The sequence below is a fragment of the Mucilaginibacter pedocola genome, assembly GCF_002013915.1.
Classification (GTDB): domain Bacteria; phylum Bacteroidota; class Bacteroidia; order Sphingobacteriales; family Sphingobacteriaceae; genus Mucilaginibacter; species Mucilaginibacter pedocola.
This window is the reverse complement of sequence record NZ_MBTF01000039.1, coordinates 235,190-259,338: the sequence shown is the minus strand read 5'-3', so window position 1 is coordinate 259,338 and position 24,149 is coordinate 235,190. Positions and strand designations below refer to the sequence as shown.

Sequence of the window (24,149 nt, the reverse complement as noted above, 5' to 3'; positions counted from 1 at the left end):
AAGTGACCAATGTAGCCGCTGAACTGACCAGTTTGACTATTGGTAAGATCACAGTGAAACATTATACTTCGAAAAGCTATTGAAACCTATACATTTATGACACACTTTATTTTGCCGATGCCATATGAATAGAACAAAGCCCGGGGCTGTTTTTGATCTTGAGTACTTTTTTGAAATGTCGCCTGACCTGATTTGTATCACCGGTTACGACGGTTTTTTTAAAAAGATCAATCCTGCTGTATCAAAAACTCTTGGCTATTCAGAAGAGGAATTGCTGGCATCACCGGTGGATACCTTTGTTTACCCTGAAGACCGCGAGATCACGGCTGATAAACGAAGAAAGCTGATCAATGATGAACCTTTACTAAATTTTGAGAACCGCTACCTGAGTAGATCAGGTTCGGTCGTCTGGCTGACCTGGACCTCGGTACCTATCAAGCGGGATCAGGTAATTTTTGCGATAGCCAAAAACATCACTTACAGAAAGCAACTGGAAGAGTATGAGCGCATTTCGGACATCCTTGAAATGATCCACGACGATCATAGCAAACGATTTAAAAAACAGTTGCCGGTCAGTCCCAAAAAGCAGTCAAGCGCGGCACCTAATGATACTATTCCAAAAGCTGAAGAACCTTCCCACGCTGATCAATTGTGGTTAAATAAATTTGAAGCGATCGTACGTAAGCACACAGGTAAATTACATTTGAACCTGGAAATTATCGCTGACGAAATGGCGATGAGCGAAAGGCACCTTCACCGCCATGTACAACGCATTTTGGGGATCACACCCAATAAACTGGTGCGGGTGATCCGGTTGCAACTGGCCTGGGAGGCCATCGCAACAGGTAAATACCGCACGATCACTGAAATATCGAACTTGGCGGGATATAGCTCGAGAGGGCATTTCAGTAAATTATTTAAAGATATTTATGGCATTAATGTAGCTGAGCTACTTTAACTTCTACAACTGATGGCGAAAAAGATATTGGCAATTGACGACGACAAGGATATTCTAACTATTCTGGATATTATATTCAATGAAGAGGGATATGACCTGGTGTTGATGAATACTGGCGCTACAACAGAGCAGATAGCTGTACTTCATCCCGACATTATTCTGATGGACGTCCGCATAGAAGGGTTCGATAGAACAGGTGCGGAGATCTGTGCAGCAATCAAGGCAGAGTTGGCTATCGCAGAAATACCGGTCCTGCTGCTTTCTGCTGAAGATCGCCTCGGGCAACTTGCGGAAAAATGTGGCGCTGATGGTTATGTCAGTAAACCTTTTGACATCGATAGCTTAGTTTCTAAAGTAAGAGAATTTGTGACCTAAATAGCAGTATGATGATGAATATACAGCCGCAGTCCCCGGGTTCCTGGAAGAAGATCAATCTGGGCTCGGAAAAGCTCAGGAAGTTCTTTATAAAACACCTTGACCACATTTACCTCGCCAAGCAACACCTCGTATCCAAGCTACCGGCATTAATGGATAACGTGCAGTTTTCCGACCTGAAAAATGCCATGACGGAAACGACATCCTTAGTAGATAAGCAATTGGCCCGGATCGAATTGATCTACACCCTGATGGATGAATCGGTCACGGATAGGAACATGAATGGCTTGACGGGCTTGATCGATGATGCCTTTGAAGCGATCCGTGAACAGGCCCGGGAGCCTGAATTACGCGATCTTTCCATTATCTATTATTTGCAGAATATAGAAAGCGTCGAGATGGCATCATTTCAAATACTGCAGATGGCGGCCGTGAAATTGGAAAATAAGCAGATCGGGCAGTTGTTGAAGGAAAATTACGATGATGCCAAGGCCGGCAGGACATTGTTTTTACTTATCTCTTCTAAATATATTATCAGTTAAATTTGGCCGCTAGTTACTTTGTAACATGGCTGAAAAAAGTGGACTGATAAGGATGGACAATATCGGGATCGTGGTGGGATCCCTGGACAACGCCATTACTTTTTTTGAGGAGATCGGCCTGAAACTGGAAGGCCGGGGCATGGCCGAAGGTGAATGGGCTGGCCGTATCACGGGCTTAAGTGGCCAGCGTGTGGAGATCGCCATGATGGTCACACCGGGCGGGAACGGTCGTTCGGAATTGTCGAGCTTCCTTGAGCCGAAAGCAATAGAAGGCCATCGTACTGCGCCGGTAAATGCGCTGGGTTATCTCCGGGCAATGTTCACGGTAACTGATATGGACGAACTGGTCGAACGCCCGTTGGCGCAGGGGGCAGATCTGGTAGGTGAGATCGTCCAATATGAGAACGCTTACCGACTTTGCAACGTCCGTGGCGCGGAAGGCCTTTTGGTCGGCCTTAGCACAGCCACTGTAGTGAAAGACTACTTTCTGGCACTATTTAACATTTGCTTCATTGGTTGGGCCTCCCATTCTTGCCAACGAATGATACTATCAGCTAACTGCCGGACTTCCCGATATTTGGAAGCGTTCTTAATGGCCATTATCGCTGAAGAGTGATGCGGGATCTTTCCTTTCATGTATTGCCTCTCGCTAGTAACTGCTTGCTTACCAAGGCATAATAAGAACGATCAGGCTGGAGGCCACTATACCGCCATTTTGCCCTTTATTTGGATACATGCTGCGCATAACCAGTAACATGATCAAGGCCATCGGGGCAACCATTAACAAACTCATATAAAGCCTGTTCAGGCTCAAGTAGATATGACTGGTGTCATCGACGTTCAGGAACATGACGCCATAAATGATAAAAAAGACATCAGGAGAGACAAGGCAGGTTTTGGATATTGGTTTTCTTTCATAACTACTCATCTTTTTTTTGATGCTTCAGATCCTTCTTTTAGACTTTACGCTTTCAAGATCGGTCGGCTGTCGGGGTCTTAAATAAGTGATTTAACGTCGGGGACAACTGTTTTTATTATCCATCGTTTTTTGTTACGACCAAAGATGAACGGTGGACCCATTATTTATCCGTGGCATTCATTTAACCATAGTTAAATAAGTAAAATAAAAGTTAAATGTCACTTTAATAGGTTATCTTACACAAATTTACAGTCAAAAGAAGATCTATCATGAAAAACCGCTCCTATATATGCTTTTACCGTGTTTACAAGCATGACACTGTAGTAACCGAAGTAAGGTCGAATGATTTCAAGCCACGTACCAGTGCTAAGTTCGATCGCGGCTTGCCTGTAGCGCACCCTGAAGAAATGAACGGTTCTCCTCAATGTTATTATGAGCTGCCACCCGACGAGCTGATGTTCTACGGCTATCTTGATAAAGCGCTGGCCATGGAAAAAGCCAAAGCCGGCGCGCTGGCCTATATCGGCCAAATGATCAGTGATGTGGAGCAAGGCATCAAAAAATTAACTCAATACCGGCAAGATCATTACGAAGGCCTGAATATCGATCTGCTTGATGCGCAGATCCGAAAATTCCGGAATAGCATGAACATGAAATAAAAGGCCAATAGTAGATGAATAGAAGATTTAGAATAAGTACAACTGATGAGCGCTCGATCGACATCGAAGACGAATATGCGTTGGAAATGTGGAGCCGGGAATTAAATGTCACGACAGCTAGGCTTAAAGCCGCGATCGAGGTGGCGGGAACCGCGGTAGCTGATGTTAGAAAACAGCTTAAACACCAACGCACTTGGTCAAAATAAGTCCTTAGATACCTCACATATTACGCTTCCTGGCGTAATCCTTTAAGTAATCGGGTGCTTTATCTCTAGCCGCCTTACCCGTGAGCGGTTAAGGTGATTATTTTTAGGGTCATCTGATCCAACATAAATTGAAACTTCCGATTAAACCAAGCCGATCATGATCGTTAGTATAAGTTCCGCCACTGCTGTGCCGTTCTTAATTACCTTAGGTATTTTATATAAAGCAAATGTATATCACCCTGCCACGGGAAAGTGAATGTATCTGGGGCAGGCATACCAACGAAACGACCTTTGCATCTGGCAGGTTACAACTGGTCATAATACCCCTCCACCCGCTCTGTGATCTCTCTGAACACAGATGGCCGTAATTTCTCACCTGTAAGCTGATGCCATTTGCATTTGCTGTCCTGCGTTAATTCAGCGACCTGTGAGCCATTCATCCAGACGGTATAAGTGCTTTTGTCTTTCAGTATAACCTCACAAAAGATCAATTCGTCAGCCGACTGTATGCCGAAACCAAAGGCCGACATCAATTCCTGCTGATGCGGAACGGTCAGTTCTCTTAAAAAGAGCTCGATCCCGGCCTTCGCTGCATCATCGAAATTTTCGAAACCGCGAAGCGTATAATTATCATTATCCAGGGTGGCGTTCCCTATGAACATCTCGTCTTCAAATAAGAGATGCTTGCCTGTACTGATGAACTGCTGCTCGTAAAAAGCAAGTATCGTTTCCACCTGGATGTAACGTTCAAGGCCGTTGTCGTTCAGTGCAAATCCTGTCCGGTATATCATAGCTGATCATTTAATAGTTAGCAGAACATATAGTGCCAACCTGATCTTCGATCGCGTCTGCTTATCATAGCTGCATGGATATTAAATACAGCTTGACCGGCCCCGCACTTCGTTAAGATAGATTTATAGATATTTCAATAGATCAAGTTTCCTGGCTGAGTGCCGCAACTGATGGAGTGCCTTATCTTTTACCTGCCTGACCCGCTCACGGGTGAGGTGATACCGGTTTGCAATTTCTTCCAGGGTATAAGGCTGTTCCTGGCCAATTCCGAAAAAAAGGATAAGTATGCTCCGTTCTTTTTCCGTCAGGTGCTTTAAAGCGTCTTTTAGGGCTACAGACAGGGACTCCTGCATGAGCAACTCATCGGCCGCTCCGCCTTCTGCGGCCAGCAGGTCCATCAGAGAACTTTCACTTTCATCGTTAATATTGGCGTCCAATGATAAGGAACGGCGGGATTTACTCATCAGGTCAGCAATGCTTTCTGTCGATAGCTCCATGGCTGCCGCTATCTCTTCGATGGACGGTTCCCGCTCATATTGCTGCTCCAGTTGCGAGGCCTTGCGATATAGCCGGCTTAAAGCGCCGATCTGGTTGGCGGGCAAACGCACTACCCGTGATTGCTCAGCAATGGCCTGCATAATGCCCTGGCGTATCCACCAGACCGCATAGGAAATAAATTTAAAACCTTTGGTTTCATCAAACCTCCGCGCCGCCTTGATCAACCCGAGGTTTCCTTCATTGATCAGATCGTTGAGGGAAAGGCCCTGATCTTTGAATTTTTTAGAGACAGACACGACAAAGCGCAGGTTAGCAGAGGTTAATTTGTGCAGTGCCGCCTGGTCGCCGTTCCGGATCAGTCTGGTGAGCGCAACTTCCTCATCAGCTGTAACCATGCCTATCCTACTGATATCGTTCAGATATTGGTCCAGTGCCCGGCTGTCCCGGTTGGTGATCGAGGGCGTGATCTTCAGTTGCCTCATCGGTTACGGCTAAAGCCTAAGATACAAATGGTGGAAAGATTGTAATATACGTTTAGTTTGTCGATTAACCTAAAAAACAGAGAATTTAAATTTATTTTCAATTATTTTACCAAAAGTTAAATTATGCCGATTAATAAGGCTACCTTGCCGACTTACATAAAAACAATTAAATGCAAAAAGAAGGAACAGTGAAATTTTTCAACGATTCAAAAGGTTTCGGATTTATTTCACAAAGTGATACAAGAACTGATGTTTTTGTACACTCAACAGGTCTGATCGATCAGATCCGCGAAAACGATCAAGTTAGCTATGACGTAGAGAACGGTAAGAAAGGCCTGAACGCAGTAAACGTAAAAGTTATTTAATTATCACTATATCTTACTCGTAACACCTGCCCAGCGGCAGGTGTTTTTTTTTGAATTGATCTGACGTTTATTTAAAATGCCCTACCATTTTTCCAGGCCTTCTTCATTTTAATGTTTCTCAATATCACCTAACATTCGTAAATGAACTTTTCAGCAGGTAGGCCGTGAAGCGCATTTCATTTTACATTGTCAATTATAATTTTCTTCTACCATTGCACAACAGATCAACGGTGCCGTATCGATGCGATTGATCGCTGAATGATCTGCAAAAAGTGATCATGAACTTAACCATCTACGAAACGAAAAGTCGGAAGATGTATGGTGAATGTATTAGTTATCGACGATATGATATAAATACGCCGGTGATCAACTGGCTTGAACTGATCGTCGCTTCAAAGAAAAAATATCCTGTTTATTTTTACGTTGTGTGCAACCTCAAGATCTTTTTTCAACTCGTATCCGCCCAATGGGTGCTGATGCTTATGTAAGCAAAGAAGATGGCGTGTTGGTCTCTATTATTCGCCACTTATTGGTGTCATCGATGCAACAAATTACTTCGCGGTAATGTACTTCGCCGTTATTAGCAATAAAAGTGTTCTATTTGCTTTTGCTTCATCATAATTCTCTTTGATCAATTGCTGGACCTGTTTATTATTGAACTTAACAGCCGCCATCTCCAGCACCTGGAAGGAAGCCATCTCCACACTTTCAATATTTTGAAGATAAAAAGCAATAGACAGGTCTCGTAATTCAGGATCGGTTCCATGTAACCTGATGTCTTCAAAAGCATCATCGATCATGCCTGCCAAACCGCTAAAAGTTCCCCTTGATCGCTCTGCGTCAAGTAATGAATAGATGATCTCCATTCGGGTGATCTGTTTTTCCACATCTTCCAGTGTTTCCATTATAGCCAAACGCAGGTCAGAAAAATGAGCCTCATCAGCGATCTCCGGCAGATGTTTGACCAGATGATTTTTTGCAGTGTAGATCTTATCAAGATTATTAATAAAATAGGCCCTTAGTTTTTCAGGCCCGACGGTGATCTTTCCGGAGTTAGTGTGTTCTGGTCTTTCTTCCATGAGGTTGAACAAAAAACCAAATATAATAATTAGACATCATTAAGCTGCCGCTGTTTACACCAGATAGGCTTTGACCCTGAACAGCAAGTCATAAATATCAAAAGGCTTTTGAAAATACAGGTCAGCACCGCATTCATTTGCTAACATATCGAGGTCAGTTTCAGCGGAAACCAGGATAATAGGCATTTTTTTCGAATACGTGGCTTTGATCTCGGCACATATTTCGTCTCCACGTTTAGGGTAACCATCAATACGAACGTCAAGTAAGATCAGATCCGGATTGAGCATATGGATATGCTCACTGGCGTCACCACTCGTTGACACGATCACATTATAGCCTTCCTCCCGGAATATGATATGCAGAATATCCAGGATGTTTTCATCATCATCTATGATCAATATTCGCTTGCTCATACAAGCGGCTGAGCAAGATCCGTACCTGATAAATAAAGATCATCCTTTTAGATCTTACATTCTTTGCCTCATTATAACGTGGGGAAAAACGAACAGTTATGATGTGATGGTGTAGTCGACGAATGTCGACAAATAAATACTATTTGTCCTAAATCTTAACAGTAAGACCTTTCCTTTAAAACTGAATATCTGGTAGACTATTTTCCCATACGGCCATGCACGATCACCTCAACGCTCTCAGCCGCTACTCGGTCTTGGATACGCCAATGCCCACTTTTTGCTAATGAGACAAGAAGTTACCTGCTTGCAGTTCACTTACAGCGAATTAACCGTTGCTGAATATCAAAAACTTATAAAAAAGGCAATTTTATTAAAGTGCAAAAACGACCGCGACAACTGCCCGGTAAAAAATTTTTGAGCCGCGTAGGCGACAAATGGCCCATGTTAAGGGTCGTTATGCGCTCCGATCATGGCACAATTCCCTTCAAAGAATTGTCCCAACTGATCGATGCCATTTCCCCAATACTGCTAACGGAAACCCTTAAAATGCTGGAAGCGGATGCCTTACTGGAACGTAAAATGGATCCGCAGATCCCGCCTAAAATGGAATATTATACCCTGACCGCGCTCAGCGAAAGCCTGGTCCCGCCGCTCATGACCTTATATAATTGGGATAATGCCCCTAAGCCGGCGATCAAAGCCGCGCGGGAAAGGTCCGAAAGCCATTTGCGCGATCAGGAATCAGCTGATCCAAAATTTCGCAGCACCGGCGAGCCTTAAAAAGTTAGCTGCATCTACCCACATGAGCGAAAGCAAACTCAATAGGTCATTCAAACAGGTCTTTGGTCACTCATTGGGCAGTTATCACCAAAAATCACGGATCTACCGAGCGGCAGAATTGATCAGGTATCGACATTACTTCGTGACTGCGGCTGCGTTCACGGTCGGCTTTTCCAACGTGAGCCATTTTTCGCGGATATTGCCAGACATAAGGGGCAAACCTAAAATATTTTCGGCCGAGTGATCGTGTAAACTTCGTTAGCACACATCAGCCCGAACTGTATTTATTGACATTTATCACAGCGATTTATAGATAAATGTCCTCTTTGCCCAATCTCGAATGTGCCAATTTTGTGCTAAAATAGAAAATACAAAATGAAGTTAACCAACAAAGTGGCCGTTGTTACCGGTGGTAACAGCGGAATAGGTTTCGGCATAGCCGAAGCACTCAAAAACGAAGGCGCCAAAGGCGCGATCACCGGCAGGAACCAGGCGACGCTGGACAGCGCCTTAAAAGAATTAGGCGACGGTTTTATCGGTATCAAAGGCGACGTGACCAATCTCGACGACCTTGAAAATATGTTTAAAACAACTGACGAACGGTTCGGCAAGATCGATACGCTGGTGGTCAATGCCGGCGGCATTGTCGACGGCCAGCCGATGGCAGGCATCAACGAGGTGACCGAGGATAATTACGACCTGTATATGGACCTCAATCTGAAAAGCACTTACTTTTCCGTAAAAAAAGCATTGCCCTTCCTGAATGACGGCGCATCCATCATCCTTATCGGCTCGACCGCCGCGCACCGTGCTGCCCCGGGCATGACCATCTACGCTGCGGCCAAAGCGGCGGTTGTCTCGCTGGCCAAGGGCTTGTCATTGGACCTTCTGTCCAGGAGGATAAGGGTAAATACGCTGTCACCGGGTTCGATCGATACCCCCGTGTTCGGCAAGATCGTTCCGGAAGAACAGTTGGCGAGTGTCAAACAGCTTTGGGTAAACCAGATACCTATAGGCAGAATGGGCTCTCCTGTAGATATGGGCAAAGCAGCCGCTTTCCTGGCCTCGGACGATTCTGCATTTATCGTCGGCACGGAGTTGATCTCCGACGGTGGTATGACCAATATCAGCCTGATGAAATGATCTTTTTACGGGCGGTATTTGTTACCGCCCGCTCTTATTCAATTATTATGAACGATAATAGAACGCTGAACACCGCGTCCGCGACTTCGTGGAACGCGGTGTATGCATTGTCTCTTGCCGTGTCCGGCCTGATCATATCCGAGTTCTTGCCGGTAAGCCTGTTGACACCTATTGCAAAGGACCTGCTTATCGCCGAAGGGCAGGCCGGACAAGCCATATCGATCACCGCTTTGGTGGCTATGATATCCAGTCTGATAACACCGGCCGACACAGGCGGGTATGACCGGCGGAACGTATTGCTACTGCTTGGTTTGTTGCAGGTGATCGCCAACTTCTTGGTTGGTTTCGCGAATAGCTATGTGCTGTTGTTGACCGGCAGGATCATTCTTGGCATCGGTTTGGGTGGATTCTGGAGTTTATGCGTAGCGACCGTGATGCGCCTGGTACCGTCCCATTCATTGCCAACGGCCTTGTCCGTCGTTTTCGGAGCGGTTTCCGCTGCTACGGTGATCGCCGCACCGCTCAGCAGTTTCCTCGGCATCATCATCGGCTGGCGGAGCGTGTTCTTCGCCACTTCAGGTTTAGGAATGATCGCCCTGCTATGGCAGGCACTTGCATTGCCTTCCATCAGCGGTTCCAAACCTCCGGCCCTGCGCACCATCGTGTTGCTGTTTAAACGTCCCGGAATGCTGGCGGGCATGATGGCGGTTGCATTAGTATTCGCCGGCTACGGCATCTTTTTCACCTATCTGCGTCCTTTCCTGGAAACATTGACCGGTGTAAGCGGGCCGCATATAGCAACGGTGCTGCTGTGTTTCAGCCTGGCCAATCTCGCAGGAACCACTTTGGGCCGCTTCCCGCTTGAAAAGGATATTTATAAAACACTGACCTGTTGCTCCTTAATGATGGGGGCAATGGTCGGACTGACGGTAGTTTTTGCGTACCAGGTGATTGCTGTTTCCTGCCTGACGGCATTATGGGGACTGCTCTTCGGCATTGCGCAGATCGGCTGGAATATGTGGATCACCCGGACCGTGCCGGATGAGGCCGAGAGCGGCGGCGGCGCATTGGTAGCCACCATCCAGTTGGGGATCATGATCGGGGCTGCTGCCGGCGGCTTTTTCTATGACCACTTTGGCGGGAAGGTGAACTATATCACAGGAAGCGTGGTCGCGGTCGCTGCAGCCCTGACCGGCATGATCGCCTTTCAAAAGCAAAAGGGCCGGGCTGATGCTAAAAAATAAGCCTGCAGCAAGGTCATTTGAACGACATATCAGCGTTACACTTGAAATATATAGCTGCATTTGAATAGCTTTGTTAAAAAGCCGTTCGAATGTCGCCAATTTTTATAACCTATCTTCAGCAAAGCGGACAGCTGGCCCCGGATGATCTGGAACTGATCGCCAATGCTTCGTTGCTAAAAAGGGCACGGAAGGGTCAATACCTGCTGGAAGAAGGCGAGATCAGGGATTTTGTCGGGTTCGTCGTCAAAGGCAGTTTCCGCTTATTCCGTATCGGGGATGACCGGCAAGAACACATCATGCGGTTCGCCATAGAGAACTGGTGGATATCAGATTTTACCAGCTTCATGTCCGATAAGCCCTCCCAGTGTTATATCGAAGCGCTGGAGGACAGTGAGCTGATCCGCTTTTCCAAGGAGAATTGGGAGGGGTTGCTTGCCGCTTCGCCGAACTTCAGGCGGATCATCGATGTACTGACCACCCGAAATTTCGAGGCCCATCAGAACAGGATCTTCAGCAACATCAGCGATCCGGCTGAGTTGCGTTATGAAAAGTTCGTGCAGCAGTACCCAACGCTTTACAACCGCATCCCCTTGTACATGATCGCCTCTTTCCTGGGCCTGACCCGCGAAACCCTGAGCCGGGTCCGGAAGCATGCCATTAAAGGCTAACTACCGCTTATCCAGGAAATCCGGCGGATACAATAACTGCCCGTGCGATTTGGCGATGTCCTGGATCCGCTTGAGCGATGCAGTATTCATGCTCGGCGGGGGCAAAAACTGGCCTGCCGCAACAGGCTCGCCAATTTCTTCAAAAAATTCTTCCAGGCCAGCCGGCACAACGGTGCACAGCAATTTCGTCATTTGATCGCTGATATTCTTAAAGTAATGCACGACACCACCTTTGGGGATCAGGACAAAAGCGCCTTTTTTGGCGGTATAAGTTCCGGCTTCCGAGTGAACTTCCACCTCCCCGTCAACGATGTAAAAAGTTTCAAAAAAGTCGGCATGGGAATGGGGACCTGGCCCATTTTGCGGCGGCACAAGCATCTCGATAGTTGAAAAGGCTCCGCCGGTTTGCTGCCCTGACACCAGTACGCGGTAATTACCGCCTACTACCGCTAATATTTTACCGCCATCAGGACCGACTACCGTCGGCATTGATCTTACATTTTCCATGATGTGATTTTAAAGAGTTGCTTTGCCTGGTTTAGCTATTGATAACAACAGGCCGAATACAGCGCAGATCAAAATAGCGATGATATGGGGCATGGCCTGCATGACACTGTTATAAGGTTTGCTCAGCACCACCAGCATATCGTTCACCGGTATGATAGTTCCGGCCAGCAAGGTAACGCCCACAGCTTGCCGTTGTTTCAGCAGCACAAAACCGCAAAGCAGGATGCCGGAAAAGATGTCCCGGATACCTTTGATATAATGAAAGGAATGATCGCCGCCAGCATTGTAATGAATGCCGAAACCTGCGGTAGCCGCATCAGGTGCGAAGAAAAAGCGGGCCCCTAAAAAGATCATGGCTGCACCCAGCAGGCATGCCATTGCATAAGAAATTTTTGTTGTCATGGTTTTAAATATTAAATGATGACACAAATTTCCTTAACTCCGCCCCGGCATTCATGCACCTGGGTTAACAAATCATTTTTGGGAAAAAATTCTTTTACGGATACGGCTGAGGGATTGCGGCTTGACACCGACATAGGAGGCGATGTGATATTGCGACACCCGTTGCAGCAGGTCGGATGTTCGCTCATTAATTTTTGATAACGGTCTTCCGGGCTATCGGTATACAAAGAAGTTAGTGCTTGCAGCAATTGGACGAACACCTGTTCGATCACTACTCTACCAAACCGTTCGCCGCCGCTAACGGACCGATAGAAAACCTGCAGGTCTGCATGCGAGATCTGCCATAGCGCACAATCTTCCAGTGCCTGGATGATCTTGGTAGACGGCGTCTGCGTGAGGAAGCTTTCATAGTTACAGACGAAGTTATACTCCTTCCCAAAATCATAGGTCTTTTCCTCGCCGTCAGCATTGATATAATAACGAACCAGTCCTTTTTCAATGAACCCGGCGTGTTTGCATACCTGCCCGTCGTGCAGGAAAAATTCACCCTTTTTGAGTTCCCTTCTTTTGAATAACCTGCAGATCACATCTCCCTCGCCCTCGCTGACGTTGATCAAAGATCGTATACTGCTGATAAGGGCTTCCGGCATCAATGCTTCTTTTTGGTGAAGTTAATCTTTTTTTATCATATCCTTTTGGCTACAAGCTTGCGACTTTTAAATACCTTGCCATATCTCACTGATCGCGATTTGCTTTAAATAAAATAGCGAACACGGAATTATAAACTAACACCATACTCACAACTATGCCCGACTATGGTCACTGGTAAAATGATTTCGCAACATTAGTTTGAGTGCTGACGACCATAATTGCGAAGTTCATATTAGCTTTTATACATTTGAGCTATGTTTCAGGTCTTTGAAGATTATTTGCAACAATGGGTGGACATTTCTAAAGAGGACATGGACAGGATAGGTGCCGCCAGCGTAGAAAAAAAATTGCGCAAATGGCAATCTTTGCTACATGATGGTGAAGTGTGGAAGATGAACTGTTTTATCACCAGTGGCTGCTTCCGGCTATACCGGTTCAGCCCTGACGGAACAGATCATACTTTGAGGTTCGGTGTTGAGAACTGGTGGATCAGTGATCAGGAGAGTTACAATCATGACAGGCCATCGGAGTGTAATATCGAAGCGCTTACCGCTAGCACGGTCATCCTATGGCCAAAATTAAAGTGGGAAGAATTATTGCACACCATACCTGCACTTAAACTCTTCCAGGACCAGTTATTTGCACGTAGCCTGGAGATGAGTAACCGACGCATCTACTCGCTCATCAGCGGTTCTGCCGAAGAAAGATATCTGGAGTTTCAAAAGACCTATCCCAATGTTTTTAACCAGGTACCCTTACATATGGTAGCCTCATATCTGGGCATCTCCCGGGAAACGCTGAGCCGTGTCCGCGCTTCATTTACTAAAAAATAAACAGGACCTGTCTGGACAGAGTTAACAGGCCCTGTTTACAACGAACTAACGCGGTATGATCATAGATCAGGATGCAGGTCGCGGACCTTGCTCACAGATTCCAGTAAGGAAGCTACGTGCAGGATAGTGGATTCGGCCAGCCAGCTCCCCACCAGTTGTACGGCGATAGGCAACCCTTGCTCGCTGGTGCCGAAGCGCATGGCGATGCCGGGCAGCCCGGTTATATTTAATGGGACAGTTGCACCTTGTAAATAGGTAGCATCTACTTTCTGACCGTCTATTACAAATTCGACCTCGCCATGCTTGTGAGCAGGGATAGGTAGTACATGAGTAAGCAATACATCGTATTGCTGAAAGTAACCGGCAAAACCATCACGCAAGCGTTCTGCGGCTTGCTCAGCATCGATATAGTCTTTCATCGATGTATCGGGTAAGGATAGCATCGTCTTAGCCATCTTATATAACTCATCTTCACTGCGGCCTGCAGTGGCTTGTTTGAAGGCCTCTTTCATTTCCATCACATGGATGTGGTTGAATACATCGAGGGCAAAATCACGCTCTAGTGCAGGTATCCGGACCTGTTCGACCTGAAGCCCTAAGCCTTGAAGTGCTTTCGCCGCTGCTTCCACGGTAGCGGCCACTGCCGGATCAACAGGGCCAAATCCCGGACCTACCATCCAGCCGACTTTCAGTCGACGACGGGATTCTCTGCCGATCCCGGCATCAAACCGGACTGTACTAGTCGCAAAGGCATCCTGCCCGTCAGGCCCGGCAAGCACATGGTAGGCAAGTTCCAGATCGCGGATGCTGCGTGCCATTGGCCCAACGTGCCAGAAACGTCTTGGTTCACGAGGCCAGATGCCCGTCATGGGAACACGGCCATGCGTTGCTTTCAATGATACGATGCCTGTCTGAGCAGCAGGCCCCCGAACAGAAATGGCGAGGTCGGTACCCAGGCCAATAGGCGACATCCCAGCAGCAATAGCTGCCGATTCACCACCGCTGGAACCGCCCGGGGTACGGGTCAGGTCCCATGGATTATTCGAGCGGCCGCTCAGCAGGTTATCGCTCTCGATCCAGTAGGAAAATTCCGGGAGATTCGTTTTGGCGATCAGGATACCCCCGGCCTGCTTCATGCGGGCGACGCTGTTAGCGTCCGTGCTGGGGGTGCGGCCTTTGAAAATTGGTGAACCACGCTGGGTAAGTACATTGGCTGTGTCAATAGAGTCTTTCACTGTGAACGGTACACCATGTAAGGGCCCCAGGTCACCACCTTTCATCAGCTCAGCTTCCGCTCTTTTTGCAGCTTCCAGCGCGGTATCAGCGACAGTAACGATGGCATTGATCTTTGGGTTCAGGGAAGTTATGCGGTCAAGATGCCATCTCATTACCTCTACTGGCGAGATCTGGCGGCTGCGGATAAGTTGAGCTAGCGTCGTAGCATCTTGAAAATAGACGGGCATTGTTTGGTCTTTCATTTCGTTTTGATCTAACGGTAAATTATAAGCATCCTTCTTGTGAAGTGCCGAAACAAAGGTGACCAGGAGCGCTGCCTGAAAACGAAGTAAAATGACACAATTTCGCATTGACATTTGTCACTGCTTTTGCAACTCAAGGACGCTGTTGATATCCCTTACCGCCTATGTATAAAAGCCAAGGATCGCGGATCGCCAGGAGGTCACGAGACCACTGAGCTGTTCCGCTTTCTATTATTAGGCTCCTTTATGAAGGTCAACGTTCATGGATCGTCATCGTGGCCTGTTTAGTGCCAAAACTTATAGCACGACGAACAGTGTGGGTCATATATCATTTAACTTATAATATAAATTTGCTCGTTTATACAAATGATCTATATTTATAAAATACTATTGAGATTTCTTCTTTAAGTCAGCGGGAATAGAAGCAAGCGCATTTTTTTACCGGCGTTTTCATGGCTGCGACGGCAGTAGGTCTGTATTAAAATTGCTATGGAAAGGTTATCGTTATCGAAATACTACGGGCATATAATTCTCGGCACATGCCTCTTGACCTGTATCGGCTGTGACCCCGGAAGGCATTTGAGGGAAAGTGATCCATCTTTTGTCAAGGATATCAGCAAGACGATCGAGTACAATTCAAGAAATGATACTGCAGCGGTCAAGAGCATGATCACTAAATTGCTGCATAAGATATCGAGCAGATCGCCGCTTGATCGATCCAGGGCCTACGGTTTTTTGGCGGAACATGCCTTGCAGCAACGGATGTACTCCCAAGCCGAAACCTATATTGACCGCGTGCAAAAGATCCTGTACGATCAGCCGCGTTCAAAAGAGCGGGATCTTCAGTTCGCGAAAATCTACCTGCTCAAAGGGGATGTTTTGTTTGCACAGGGGCTCTACAGCTACGCTTTCCAGTATTACTACAAAAGTCGCAGGCAGGTATCCACTGAAGTAAAGACCGCTGAAGACCATGCGTTCGTCGCGCAGTACGACCAGCGGCGGGGAATGATCGCTTATAAACAAGAAAATTTTCTCATAGCTGCCCGCCATTATAAGGAAGTTCTACAGGAACTGAAATGGAGCGACCCTAATACCTTCGACCGTGTGTACGAAACACAAGGTGCGCTAAGCAATCTTTCCAGCTGTTTTTTAAAACTTGGTCATCCTGATAGCGCGCTGCATTATTACAGCTCAGCGCGTGATCTTCTCCAAGGATCGGCCAGCAAGTACCAAAATAAGAACGAATTCCTCGCTATGGCGCGTGGTGTCATCATTGGCAACATGGGCGACGCGTGGATGATGAAAAAAGATTACCGCAGGGCCGAACGTTGCTATTTGGAAGATATCCGGATCAATGACCGCCCCGGCAGGTACCAGCAGGATGCGCTGATGACCAAATTGAAGTTGGCCAGATTGTATATGCGGACGCAGCGGCTTCAGCAAGCAGGAAAGCTATTGGCTTTGGCGGGAAACTCGCCCGACCTCGCCGATTCAGAAAGCCTGATCAATTTTTTGATGACCCGCGCCGATTACGCCCAGGCGTCCGGACAACTCGCTGCGGCATTGCGCGACCTGCGCAAAAGGTCAGCGATCCGTGATTCGGTGCAGCAGGCAAGACGCAGATTGCTCAGTGCGAATATGGGAGGCATTTTCCACCTCATGGAGTTAGAGCAGGAGAAGGACACCATGGAGAAGCGCGACGATCTGAAGACCTATGCGACGATCCTGATCATACTTATGGCATCGGTCATCGCACTATTGCTTTTCAGGAACATGCAAAATGCGCGTAAACGCATCAAAGATGCAGAGGCCAGGAACGCAGAGTTGCAGTTCGCTTTAAATGCTTTGGAGGTCAGCAATAAAGAAAACGCACAAGTTTCCGGCCTGCTGGCCCATGACATCCGCAACCCATTACATGCCCTATCGACGATCATCACCCTGATGCAGGCGGAAGAAAGGACCTCGGAAGATCAGGAATTACTATCCTTGGGCAAGGAATCTATCCAAAAGATCAATTTGATCGTTGAGGATATCCTGCACCAAAAAAATGAGCTCGATCTTTCAATGCTCGACTGCCGTGAATGCGACCTGGCCGCTTTGCTACGCCATAGTGTAGCCCTGCTTCGTTTCAAAGCAGCGGAAAAGCAACAAAAGATCGAAAAGACCAGTGTGAGATCGATACACTTATTGATCGATCAGCACAAGCTTTGGCGGGTAATGAACAACATTTTAGTGAACGCTATTAAATTCAGTCCTATCGGTGCTACCATTTGGGTAGAATTAAAAGACATGGAGGATCATGTGCTCATCTGTATTCGTGACGAAGGCATAGGCATTCCAGAAGCGTTGCAGGAAAGCGTATTTCAAGGCAGCAAAACCGCACAGCGCACAGGCACCAGCGGCGAAAAATCTTTCGGGATGGGTTTGCATGCTGCCCGTCAGATCATCGAAGCCCATGGAGGAACGATCTCTTTATACAGTGATGGTCAGCAGGGAACCACATTTACCATCCGCCTGCCAAAGAATTGATGGATCGTACCGGGCCAGCCAAAGGCTGATGCCATCCTATGTCATTTTGGCAACAATAGGCCACGAGTTCGGTTTTATTATAACTTCAAGATCAAAAAATAAACACCGTCGCTGCTGCCCTAAAGCATATTATTCATTATCAATAAATTATCGCTATCTAGATCATCGATCGTGGCACTATTCGTGTGGCGATCTATAATGACGGTATATTGCCGCCAACGAACCTTCTTTTAAAATTTGATCAAATGGAAAACTTAGCGTTACTGGCCCGCTTTGAGGCTAAACCCGGTAAAGAACAGCAAGTTGCTGACTTCCTTAAAAGCGCTTTGCCTCTGGCGGAAGCTGAACCCGGCACAATTCGCTGGTATGCATGGCAGATCGGTTCTTCTACCTTTGGCATATTCGACACGTTCGCCGACGACGCCGGCCGGGATGCGCACTTAGGCGGTGAGATCGCCAAAGCGTTGTTGGCCAGCGCGGACGAATTGTTAGCCGCGCCACCGGTGATCGATAAAGTGAATATACTTGCTTTTAAGTGATCACGAATTGCAAAGCCCGGTGTCGACATTAGCTCGGCATTCGACACTGGTCGGCCGCTATTATCACACTGCTGAATATGATTGGATCGGATAGCGCTGATACCCCCCATAATTATCTGATCCAATTTTAATAAGCTCACAGTTGATCCCAGGCGCCATAACCGCCCAAGGCTTATCTTAATTCGATATGTCCGTTTACCCCTTGTCATACATCGCGATGGAGAAAAGGCCATGGATCACATATCGTAATTGAACATCTGTTATTCTTTATCAACAGTCAAGGGTCGCAGTACAGATGACAACATTCCAGATCACCATCTAAGTTATTGAAAACAACTTTTAGGAATATCTAAGTGAATTCATAACTTGCATACTGTACCCTTTATAACCTCAATGCCATGTTTACTATTTTAGCCTTTGTCCTGTTGGGATCGGTCGCGCTTGGGAGTTGGCTGATCTGTTTCCGGTTGAGGATACAGCAGAAAAATATTTCAGAAGATTACAAAAGGCTTTTCGATGGTATTCCGACACCAATGTACATTTACGACGACGAGACCTTTTGTTTCCTTGCGGTCAATGATGCAGCAGTTGAGCAATATGGTTATACCAAAGAAGAGTTCCTGCAACTCAAGCTGACAGATATTCGCCCGCCTGAGGAAATACCGGCCTTGCTCGAATTTCACAAGGATCTTCCCAAAAAACATATGGATGCCGGATGCTGGCTGCATATCAACAAGGCGGGGCAACGGTTCTATGTGAGTGTGTATATTCATTATACGATCTTTGAGGGAAAAGGTGCAAGGCAGGTCCTGGTCGTTAACATTGATGAAAAGATGCGCGCTGATCAGATCGTTAGTGAAAAATCGGCCGAAATGGAGAATATGCTCGACAGTATTACGGATGGCTTTTACGCACTGAACAATCGATGGGAAGTGACATTCATTAATAAGGCTGCAGAAGTAGCCTTGTGCTGTAAAAAAGAGGACATCATCGGTAAAAATCTCTGGGACTATTTTCCAAATAGCAGGGATGGCCGCTTCTACGCAGAATACGAGCGGGCAATGACAGAAAGGGTTAGCGTACATTTCGAGGAGCTTTATGCACCTTTGGGTGTATGGGGTTCACTGAATGTTTACCCCACCAAAAACGGTATTGCGGTTTATTTTGTAGACATCACGGAACGAAAAAAGATCCAGGAGCAGATCTACAATGACGGGCAGAACCTACGCGCGATCATCAATAACACGCGCGACCTGATCTGGTCAGTGGACCGTCTATCTAACATCATTACCGGTAACCAGGCTTTCTGGAACAGGGTTAAGGAATTGACCGGTAAGAGCGAAAGCGAGGTGACCAAAGCTGACTTCATGCAGGAAAATTTGAAGATCTTTTTTGAAAGCTATGACCGGGCGTTTGACGGTGAGGCATTCAGCCTTGTCAGACAACGCGAGTCTGATGACGAGGAAATGTATTACGAAGTAAGCTTTAATCCGATCCGTGACCTGAACGACAAGGTCATCGGTGTCAATTGTTTTCTGAGGGACATTACGGAGGCACAGAAGTATTTGATAAAGATAGAAGAACAGAACGAACGCCTGCGCCAGATCGCCTGGATCCAGTCTCACCGTGTACGCGCACCATTGGCAAGTATTCTCGGCCTTGCTCAACTTTGCCAGTTAGACGATTCGCCTAACGCGGAGATCATTCCAATGCTCAAAAGATCAGCGGATGAGTTGGATAAAGTGATCAGGGATATTACAATATTGACCGATGATGTAATAGAAACGGGTAATAATGAACAGTAATGATCGGAGCTACGGACGCGCTTTTAGAAAGATCCAAATACTCAGAAATTCACCTTCGATCATCTGTAGCTGCTGGAGGACATTAACCTGGTGTTTTTATTGATGGACTTTTGGTGATCACCGTGCGTGATCTAACAAGACAGCATGAAGACCCTGCCTCATAATTTTGTGTCAGGGCCGACGACCCGTTCCTATTCGCCGTATTAGGCCGCCTGCAGATATTTGATGATGATTTTTGTCATTGTCATCATCGCTTGCATTAACGCCGCTGATCTTCCCAGGTCAGGATCATCGAACCATATCCGGCGCCAACTGCCAGAAAACGCCATACTTATCTTTCAACCAGCCACATGGCCGGGCTTCACCGCCATCTGCGATAAGCACATCCCAGTAATGATCGATCTCCTCCTGGGGCGATGGTTCGATCGCGAAAGAAACTGATTCCGTATTTTTTGCTTCTTGACCCCAGTTGAGGTCAGTCATTTTCATGCCCAGGATTTCAAACGCGTCGGTCAATATTGATGCCGCAGGAACCGGGGCGCCATCAAGGTAATGTTCCATCGTCAGTAGCTTACCGTTAAAGGTTTTGATGTGAAATTTAGCTGCTTTTTCTTCAGCTTTATTGTTAAAAGGCAAAAATGGGATGATGCTGGCTCGCATAGGATTGCCGTTAGTGATCAACAAATTTTAAAAATAAAAACCTCTAAGCACTCGCTGCCTGGGACTTTCAACTTAAATATAATGATTTAAAGAAAACACCCGCGCTGATAAAAATGCAAACAGTTTAGGCAGTTCGCTATTTTAGATTATTTTTGTCTACTAATTTTGTAGACTTTGAAAAAGTGCCTTATCATCACAGTACTTGCCTGCGTTATTACATCTGTTTCTTATGGTCAAAAGACCTATGGTCATGGCGTTTTTTGGGCGCGGGTCGTGTTGGCCGATACGATCAACAGCAAACTCAAATGGGAAGTGTTTTTGCAAAAGCGGACACAGGACGCAGGAACCGGCAATATATTTTCTGCACCGCACTTTTTTAGCATCTGGCCGTGGTTGAGTTATACGTTATCAAAAACAACCCGCGTATCGTTATCGCTGGTAGGCTACTTCGATTCTCATCTTTTTTATAATGATCCATCAGAGGTGAAAGACGAAGGCGTTAAAGAATACCGCATCTCATTAAGGGCAGAGAACGAACAGAGATCACGGTTATTTAACTACAGCAATCGTTACAGTTTAGAATATCGCATGCGTGACCTCAAATATAATGGCGATTATTTGCCGAACTGGCGGGTGCGTTATATGTTGAAATTTGAAAAACCCTTGCTGCATGTGTTCTCTCATGAAAAGCCCTTGTCAGTTTTTGTGTCGGACGAAGTGTTTATTCAGTTTGGCGAAGCGGTAAAAAACAATCCTAATGTATTTGACCAGAACCGTATCAGCTTCGGATTCGCTTATGAGGTGGTTAAGAACATAAAATTCAGTGCAAGCTATCTGAACATCAGGCAAAGCCGTATTTCCGGTAAAGAGTTTGATAATGCAAATGCCCTTTGGATGATCGTAACTTTTGATAATCTGTTTTCTCAATTTAAAAGGCACCAAGGCAAGGGTTGAACCGTTATTCACAGACAATAAAGTAATAAGTTTAGGCCACAATGAAACAGGGGCTCAATTGTCTAAAATCATTGATCTCATCGTTTTTGGTAGTGGAGTAGTATCTCGCGTGTGGGTTCGCTGATATCATCTCTTTGGGTGATCGGATACTAACACCCTGTCGCCTAAACATAGGGGCCGTGTCGCGTACCCGACCTTATAAGAATAGGCCTCGGCCAACCTGGGTACTTTTGCCTTAAGAAATGTCCCTATTATTTAATTACGCTTTTGGCGCTTGATAGCTGCGAGACCAGCTATAACCTCATCGACTTAGGCAAACCCCAAAATAGCTGCTCTTTTGATGCGGCCTTCCAAACCTTCTTCTTGTACCTGATCGCCGGAGAGTACCAACGTATGAAATTTCCTTAACTGATCAGGAGAACACAAATCTGGAGCAAGTAAAATAATACTTCTCATTCATGGCTATGTAAAGCTTGGGTTGGTGTAATGCTCTTGTGAATTTACAAGATCGGACCCACATTAAGAGCTCCGGAGGCGTAACGTAGTAGCGGTGATCGGCCGGCAATAACGAAAAGATGTCTATACGTAATAGCGCATAAGCATTTTGGAGGAGTAGTAAGATCAGAGGTAAAAAGGCTGTCCTTTATTAGACAGGGGGCTTCCATAGCTTAGCACTCGTTGTCGTTTACGGAAGAGCAGGCTAGAATTATTTGGCCTGAAAAAGGTGTCCTTTATTACCATGAGGTGCTAGCGTAGATTTCAATGTTTAATTTTTAACCCATTAATTTTTTTAACAATGACCCGAGACCAAAAAATGTACGATGATTCCTTCCTGTACGAAGCATTCATGACACGCGCCTTTCGCACTGGAAGAGATCCAAAAAGAGGTTTTGACAATGGTGAGTTCCGCGTTTTGGAGCACATCGAGAACGGCCATCTTAAGAACGGCAACTATCAAAAACAAATGTTGAAGCTTAAAAAGCTGATCGCGAAAGCCGTTGGAAAAGTGCTGAAGTGGAAATTGACCGCAATAGAAAATGCGGATGTTTTAAGGTTTGCAGCTATGACGGAGCGTTCTATAGATGGCGATGATCTTGCAGTAGCCTTGAACGGATTACTTGATGCCACTCATCGCCTTAAAGAAGGCTGATAGGAGGTAAACAGGCCGGTTCGTTTAAAAATGACGAACCGGCCTGTTATTAGACTGAGTTAAGTTTCGGCCATAGATAACATAACACACCTTCAGCCGACTGGTGGCATCGTCACGAGCCGACGCTAAACGACCTCAACGCGCCGTGAGGCTTTACGTTTGGTACTTGTACTGGGCTTTTTGACAGCGGCTTTCTTACGGATAGTGGTTTTCGGTTCCAATGCGTCGAAATTCAGTAGCATGTCCGCCATTTCTTTCTTGGTCTCGCTTTGGAAACCTGCCCAGTAATTTTGTGTAGTGCTAAGCGTGGTATGGCCTAAGGCTTCTTGCGCGAATTCCATCCCTTGCTTTCTGGTCACTTGCGTGGTAAATGAATGTCGGGCCTCCATGGTGCCTTTAATGACCATCCCATTGGCATTGGCAAGTTTCTTCATGTGCTGATTGATGAACCTAACAAAATTCTGATTCACGCGATGACGTTCTTTGGCATCCATACCCAGCGTAAACACCGGAAATACATAGTCATTGGGTTTGCCCTTTTTATTGCCATATTTTTCGAACACGCCTTTGACAAATTCAGTGATCGGCACGATGATCGGCTTCGGGTCTTCCTTGGTCGTCCGGATCGTCTTATGCCTAAGAAATGAAAAATAGGTCCCGTGCAGATCCTTGAATTTAAGTTCAGAAATATCCCTGATATTCATGCCGTTGCATTGGTAGCTAAAAAACCAAAAAGCTTTTGCCTTCTCCTGGAATTCATTCCCTTTGGTATCAGCGTCGAACAGCTTCTTAAGGTCGGGTGACTCGATCGCTTTTTTGGTGTTCTTGCCTGTAGGGATCTTGTATTTTTTAAATGGATATAGCTCCCTGTCGATCAGTCCATCCTCTATAGCTTGATTGAATATCTTCCGGGTAGCCCGCAAATAGATACCGACCGTGGTCCTACTGTTATCTTGTGCGATCATCCAGTTCTCGTATCTATTGAGAAATTCAGGGGTGATCATATCGAAGGTAATGACCTCGACAGGGTACTTGCGCCCGGAATCTATATATTCTTTAATGGAGTTGATACTACAGGAATAGCTCGAAGAAGTACCGGTCTGTTCGTTCTTGTCCAGTTCCTTTATATATTCATTATAATGGTCAATGATATTGGTCAGCGATTGTTTGGTCGCGAACAGCATCTTCTCGAATTTCTCAAAAGTGAATACTTTCAAGTTATCGACCACCTCGTTCGCCTTGGCCTCGATCGCACTCAATTCAATCTTTAATTCTTTTAATCGGTCACCTTTTGGCTTTGCCGTGTTGTAGGAGTTGTCAAAATCCTCAGCAGAAACATAAGTACCGGTGTTGAAGAGTTTCTGCCTGCCGTAAAATACCTGGATCTTGACAGGGTAGGTGTCGTCGGATAGCTCCCTCCTGGTGTCCAGATAAAGTGAAATTTTCGCCTTTTTCGCTATTTTTTCCATATTCTCATGAAAATTTGCATACTTTATTTTTCAAATATACGAAAAAAC

General features: G+C 46.2%; 30 protein-coding genes. 17 read left to right on the top strand and 13 right to left on the bottom strand.

What is annotated here, in order from left to right:
- The first annotated feature begins 124 nt into the window (after positions 1-124).
- From BC343_RS30290 to BC343_RS30280, 3 genes are read left to right on the top strand one after another with little or no spacing between them, the layout of a single operon-like run.
- On the top strand, positions 125-958 hold the full coding sequence (locus BC343_RS30290) for a PAS domain S-box protein (RefSeq protein ID WP_078351558.1): 834 nt from the start codon (positions 125-127) through the stop codon (positions 956-958).
- A 12-nt stretch (positions 959-970) separates the two neighbouring features.
- On the top strand, positions 971-1,333 hold the full coding sequence (locus BC343_RS30285) for a response regulator (RefSeq protein ID WP_078351557.1): 363 nt from the start codon (positions 971-973) through the stop codon (positions 1,331-1,333).
- A gap of 8 nt (positions 1,334-1,341) precedes the next feature.
- Entirely contained in the window at positions 1,342-1,875 is a 534-nt protein-coding gene (locus BC343_RS30280; protein ID WP_238381905.1) for a DUF892 family protein, read from the top strand.
- Positions 1,876-2,355: 480 nt separating this feature from the next.
- Here the strand turns inward: BC343_RS30280 and BC343_RS32035 are convergent, their stop codons facing one another.
- Together BC343_RS32035 and BC343_RS31490 are read right to left on the bottom strand one after the other, a co-directional pair.
- On the bottom strand, positions 2,356-2,475 hold the full coding sequence (locus tag BC343_RS32035; protein ID WP_394333404.1) for a hypothetical protein: 120 nt from the start codon (positions 2,473-2,475) through the stop codon (positions 2,356-2,358).
- Positions 2,476-2,539: 64 nt separating this feature from the next.
- A complete protein-coding gene (locus tag BC343_RS31490; RefSeq protein ID WP_202909898.1) occupies positions 2,540-2,803 on the bottom strand; it encodes a hypothetical protein in 264 nt (87 codons plus the stop codon).
- A gap of 260 nt (positions 2,804-3,063) precedes the next feature.
- Here BC343_RS31490 and BC343_RS30265 point away from each other — a divergent pair, with 260 nt between their 5' ends.
- Positions 3,064-3,453 (top strand): hypothetical protein, encoded by a 390-nt coding sequence (locus BC343_RS30265; RefSeq protein ID WP_078351556.1) that lies wholly within the window; start codon positions 3,064-3,066, stop codon positions 3,451-3,453.
- A gap of 14 nt (positions 3,454-3,467) precedes the next feature.
- Positions 3,468-3,659 carry a DUF3606 domain-containing protein gene (locus BC343_RS30260; RefSeq protein ID WP_078351555.1) on the top strand — a complete coding sequence of 64 codons (192 nt, stop codon included), beginning with the start codon at positions 3,468-3,470 and terminating at the stop codon, positions 3,657-3,659.
- 305 nt (positions 3,660-3,964) lie between these two features.
- Here the strand turns inward: BC343_RS30260 and BC343_RS30255 are convergent, their stop codons facing one another.
- A complete protein-coding gene (locus BC343_RS30255) occupies positions 3,965-4,450 on the bottom strand; it encodes a hypothetical protein (RefSeq protein ID WP_078351554.1) in 486 nt (161 codons plus the stop codon).
- Between the two features lie 123 nt (positions 4,451-4,573).
- Positions 4,574-5,431 carry a sigma-70 family RNA polymerase sigma factor gene (locus tag BC343_RS30250; RefSeq protein WP_078351553.1) on the bottom strand — a complete coding sequence of 286 codons (858 nt, stop codon included), beginning with the start codon at positions 5,429-5,431 and terminating at the stop codon, positions 4,574-4,576.
- 170 nt (positions 5,432-5,601) lie between these two features.
- Here BC343_RS30250 and BC343_RS30245 point away from each other — a divergent pair, with 170 nt between their 5' ends.
- Complete coding sequence (locus tag BC343_RS30245) at positions 5,602-5,796, top strand: cold-shock protein (RefSeq protein WP_078351552.1); 195 nt, start codon at positions 5,602-5,604, stop codon at positions 5,794-5,796.
- Between the two features lie 551 nt (positions 5,797-6,347).
- Here BC343_RS30245 and BC343_RS30240 read toward each other — a convergent pair.
- Together BC343_RS30240 and BC343_RS30235 are read right to left on the bottom strand one after the other, a co-directional pair.
- Positions 6,348-6,875: a DUF892 family protein gene (locus BC343_RS30240; protein WP_078351551.1), complete on the bottom strand. Its 528-nt coding sequence runs from the start codon at positions 6,873-6,875 to the stop codon at positions 6,348-6,350.
- 54 nt (positions 6,876-6,929) lie between these two features.
- A complete protein-coding gene (locus BC343_RS30235; RefSeq protein WP_078351550.1) occupies positions 6,930-7,289 on the bottom strand; it encodes a response regulator transcription factor in 360 nt (119 codons plus the stop codon).
- 375 nt (positions 7,290-7,664) lie between these two features.
- Here BC343_RS30235 and BC343_RS30230 point away from each other — a divergent pair, with 375 nt between their 5' ends.
- From BC343_RS30230 to BC343_RS30210, 5 genes are all read left to right on the top strand, one after another.
- Positions 7,665-8,069 carry a winged helix-turn-helix transcriptional regulator gene (locus tag BC343_RS30230; protein ID WP_143822408.1) on the top strand — a complete coding sequence of 135 codons (405 nt, stop codon included), beginning with the start codon at positions 7,665-7,667 and terminating at the stop codon, positions 8,067-8,069.
- Complete coding sequence (locus BC343_RS32030) at positions 7,966-8,313, top strand: helix-turn-helix transcriptional regulator (protein WP_078351548.1); 348 nt, start codon at positions 7,966-7,968, stop codon at positions 8,311-8,313. Before BC343_RS30230 ends, BC343_RS32030 begins: the two co-directional genes overlap by 104 nt.
- Before the next feature lie 131 nt (positions 8,314-8,444).
- A complete protein-coding gene (locus tag BC343_RS30220; protein WP_078351547.1) occupies positions 8,445-9,212 on the top strand; it encodes an SDR family oxidoreductase in 768 nt (255 codons plus the stop codon).
- A complete protein-coding gene (locus BC343_RS30215) occupies positions 9,209-10,456 on the top strand; it encodes an MFS transporter (protein WP_202909897.1) in 1,248 nt (415 codons plus the stop codon). The genes BC343_RS30220 and BC343_RS30215 overlap by 4 nt, the downstream gene beginning before the upstream one ends.
- A gap of 89 nt (positions 10,457-10,545) precedes the next feature.
- A complete protein-coding gene (locus tag BC343_RS30210) occupies positions 10,546-11,124 on the top strand; it encodes a Crp/Fnr family transcriptional regulator (RefSeq protein WP_078351545.1) in 579 nt (192 codons plus the stop codon).
- On the opposite strand, the gene BC343_RS30205 is transcribed toward BC343_RS30210, so the two are convergent.
- Genes BC343_RS30205 through BC343_RS30195 form a run of 3 tightly spaced genes read right to left on the bottom strand, consistent with a single transcriptional unit; the run spans position 11,125 to position 12,683 of the window.
- Positions 11,125-11,631, bottom strand: coding sequence for a cupin domain-containing protein (locus BC343_RS30205; protein WP_078351544.1), 507 nt, complete (start codon positions 11,629-11,631; stop codon positions 11,125-11,127).
- A gap of 9 nt (positions 11,632-11,640) precedes the next feature.
- A complete protein-coding gene (locus tag BC343_RS30200; protein ID WP_078351543.1) occupies positions 11,641-12,033 on the bottom strand; it encodes a DUF4267 domain-containing protein in 393 nt (130 codons plus the stop codon).
- Between the two features lie 11 nt (positions 12,034-12,044).
- A complete protein-coding gene (locus tag BC343_RS30195) occupies positions 12,045-12,683 on the bottom strand; it encodes a Crp/Fnr family transcriptional regulator (RefSeq protein ID WP_238381903.1) in 639 nt (212 codons plus the stop codon).
- Positions 12,684-12,995: 312 nt separating this feature from the next.
- Here BC343_RS30195 and BC343_RS30190 point away from each other — a divergent pair, with 312 nt between their 5' ends.
- Entirely contained in the window at positions 12,996-13,517 is a 522-nt protein-coding gene (locus tag BC343_RS30190) for a Crp/Fnr family transcriptional regulator (protein WP_202909896.1), read from the top strand.
- Positions 13,518-13,576: 59 nt separating this feature from the next.
- Here the strand turns inward: BC343_RS30190 and BC343_RS30185 are convergent, their stop codons facing one another.
- Entirely contained in the window at positions 13,577-15,109 is a 1,533-nt protein-coding gene (locus BC343_RS30185; protein ID WP_202909895.1) for an amidase, read from the bottom strand.
- Positions 15,110-15,661: 552 nt separating this feature from the next.
- Here BC343_RS30185 and BC343_RS30180 point away from each other — a divergent pair.
- From BC343_RS30180 to BC343_RS30170, 3 genes are all read left to right on the top strand, one after another.
- Positions 15,662-17,524: an ATP-binding protein gene (locus BC343_RS30180; RefSeq protein ID WP_162276975.1), complete on the top strand. Its 1,863-nt coding sequence runs from the start codon at positions 15,662-15,664 to the stop codon at positions 17,522-17,524.
- A 245-nt stretch (positions 17,525-17,769) separates the two neighbouring features.
- A complete protein-coding gene (locus BC343_RS30175; RefSeq protein ID WP_078351540.1) occupies positions 17,770-18,063 on the top strand; it encodes a putative quinol monooxygenase in 294 nt (97 codons plus the stop codon).
- A 398-nt stretch (positions 18,064-18,461) separates the two neighbouring features.
- On the top strand, positions 18,462-19,868 hold the full coding sequence (locus BC343_RS30170; RefSeq protein WP_078351539.1) for a PAS domain S-box protein: 1,407 nt from the start codon (positions 18,462-18,464) through the stop codon (positions 19,866-19,868).
- 288 nt (positions 19,869-20,156) lie between these two features.
- Here BC343_RS30170 and BC343_RS30165 read toward each other — a convergent pair whose 3' ends face one another.
- Positions 20,157-20,528 (bottom strand): VOC family protein, encoded by a 372-nt coding sequence (locus BC343_RS30165; protein WP_078351538.1) that lies wholly within the window; start codon positions 20,526-20,528, stop codon positions 20,157-20,159.
- 174 nt (positions 20,529-20,702) lie between these two features.
- Here BC343_RS30165 and BC343_RS30160 point away from each other — a divergent pair, with 174 nt between their 5' ends.
- Entirely contained in the window at positions 20,703-21,482 is a 780-nt protein-coding gene (locus tag BC343_RS30160; RefSeq protein ID WP_078351537.1) for a DUF2490 domain-containing protein, read from the top strand.
- A 309-nt stretch (positions 21,483-21,791) separates the two neighbouring features.
- On the opposite strand, the gene BC343_RS31185 is transcribed toward BC343_RS30160, so the two are convergent.
- Positions 21,792-21,938 (bottom strand): hypothetical protein, encoded by a 147-nt coding sequence (locus BC343_RS31185; protein WP_156088785.1) that lies wholly within the window; start codon positions 21,936-21,938, stop codon positions 21,792-21,794.
- Positions 21,939-22,278: 340 nt separating this feature from the next.
- Between BC343_RS31185 and BC343_RS30155 the strand changes: the two genes are divergently transcribed.
- Entirely contained in the window at positions 22,279-22,632 is a 354-nt protein-coding gene (locus BC343_RS30155; protein ID WP_078351536.1) for a hypothetical protein, read from the top strand.
- 125 nt (positions 22,633-22,757) lie between these two features.
- Here BC343_RS30155 and BC343_RS30150 read toward each other — a convergent pair whose 3' ends face one another.
- Positions 22,758-24,101, bottom strand: coding sequence for a tyrosine-type recombinase/integrase (locus tag BC343_RS30150; protein WP_078351535.1), 1,344 nt, complete (start codon positions 24,099-24,101; stop codon positions 22,758-22,760).
- Between the last annotated feature and the right edge of the window lie 48 nt (positions 24,102-24,149).

Bases quoted from the DNA above. Each gene is read 5' to 3' on its own strand.
- BC343_RS30155 (WP_078351536.1), top strand. From the start codon at position 22,279: ATGACCCGAGACCAAAAAATGTACGATGATTCCTTCCTGTACGAAGCA.
- BC343_RS31185 (WP_156088785.1), bottom strand. From the start codon at position 21,938: ATGAGAAGTATTATTTTACTTGCTCCAGATTTGTGTTCTCCTGATCAG.
- BC343_RS30180 (WP_162276975.1), top strand. From the start codon at position 15,662: ATGATCACTAAATTGCTGCATAAGATATCGAGCAGATCGCCGCTTGAT.
- BC343_RS30245 (WP_078351552.1), top strand. From the start codon at position 5,602: ATGCAAAAAGAAGGAACAGTGAAATTTTTCAACGATTCAAAAGGTTTC.
- BC343_RS30195 (WP_238381903.1), bottom strand. From the start codon at position 12,683: ATGCCGGAAGCCCTTATCAGCAGTATACGATCTTTGATCAACGTCAGC.
- BC343_RS31490 (WP_202909898.1), bottom strand. From the start codon at position 2,803: ATGAGTAGTTATGAAAGAAAACCAATATCCAAAACCTGCCTTGTCTCT.
- BC343_RS32035 (WP_394333404.1), bottom strand. From the start codon at position 2,475: ATGGCCATTAAGAACGCTTCCAAATATCGGGAAGTCCGGCAGTTAGCT.
- BC343_RS30260 (WP_078351555.1), top strand. From the start codon at position 3,468: ATGAATAGAAGATTTAGAATAAGTACAACTGATGAGCGCTCGATCGAC.
- BC343_RS30190 (WP_202909896.1), top strand. From the start codon at position 12,996: ATGGACAGGATAGGTGCCGCCAGCGTAGAAAAAAAATTGCGCAAATGG.
- BC343_RS30235 (WP_078351550.1), bottom strand. From the start codon at position 7,289: ATGAGCAAGCGAATATTGATCATAGATGATGATGAAAACATCCTGGAT.
- BC343_RS30255 (WP_078351554.1), bottom strand. From the start codon at position 4,450: ATGATATACCGGACAGGATTTGCACTGAACGACAACGGCCTTGAACGT.
- BC343_RS30250 (WP_078351553.1), bottom strand. From the start codon at position 5,431: ATGAGGCAACTGAAGATCACGCCCTCGATCACCAACCGGGACAGCCGG.
- BC343_RS30290 (WP_078351558.1), top strand. From the start codon at position 125: ATGAATAGAACAAAGCCCGGGGCTGTTTTTGATCTTGAGTACTTTTTT.
- BC343_RS30170 (WP_078351539.1), top strand. From the start codon at position 18,462: ATGTTTACTATTTTAGCCTTTGTCCTGTTGGGATCGGTCGCGCTTGGG.
- BC343_RS30215 (WP_202909897.1), top strand. From the start codon at position 9,209: ATGATCTTTTTACGGGCGGTATTTGTTACCGCCCGCTCTTATTCAATT.
- BC343_RS30185 (WP_202909895.1), bottom strand. From the start codon at position 15,109: ATGTCAATGCGAAATTGTGTCATTTTACTTCGTTTTCAGGCAGCGCTC.
- BC343_RS30210 (WP_078351545.1), top strand. From the start codon at position 10,546: ATGTCGCCAATTTTTATAACCTATCTTCAGCAAAGCGGACAGCTGGCC.
- BC343_RS30280 (WP_238381905.1), top strand. From the start codon at position 1,342: ATGATGATGAATATACAGCCGCAGTCCCCGGGTTCCTGGAAGAAGATC.
- BC343_RS32030 (WP_078351548.1), top strand. From the start codon at position 7,966: ATGCCCCTAAGCCGGCGATCAAAGCCGCGCGGGAAAGGTCCGAAAGCC.
- BC343_RS30200 (WP_078351543.1), bottom strand. From the start codon at position 12,033: ATGACAACAAAAATTTCTTATGCAATGGCATGCCTGCTGGGTGCAGCC.
- BC343_RS30175 (WP_078351540.1), top strand. From the start codon at position 17,770: ATGGAAAACTTAGCGTTACTGGCCCGCTTTGAGGCTAAACCCGGTAAA.
- BC343_RS30165 (WP_078351538.1), bottom strand. From the start codon at position 20,528: ATGCGAGCCAGCATCATCCCATTTTTGCCTTTTAACAATAAAGCTGAA.
- BC343_RS30220 (WP_078351547.1), top strand. From the start codon at position 8,445: ATGAAGTTAACCAACAAAGTGGCCGTTGTTACCGGTGGTAACAGCGGA.
- BC343_RS30240 (WP_078351551.1), bottom strand. From the start codon at position 6,875: ATGGAAGAAAGACCAGAACACACTAACTCCGGAAAGATCACCGTCGGG.
- BC343_RS30285 (WP_078351557.1), top strand. From the start codon at position 971: ATGGCGAAAAAGATATTGGCAATTGACGACGACAAGGATATTCTAACT.
- BC343_RS30205 (WP_078351544.1), bottom strand. From the start codon at position 11,631: ATGGAAAATGTAAGATCAATGCCGACGGTAGTCGGTCCTGATGGCGGT.
- BC343_RS30150 (WP_078351535.1), bottom strand. From the start codon at position 24,101: ATGGAAAAAATAGCGAAAAAGGCGAAAATTTCACTTTATCTGGACACC.
- BC343_RS30265 (WP_078351556.1), top strand. From the start codon at position 3,064: ATGAAAAACCGCTCCTATATATGCTTTTACCGTGTTTACAAGCATGAC.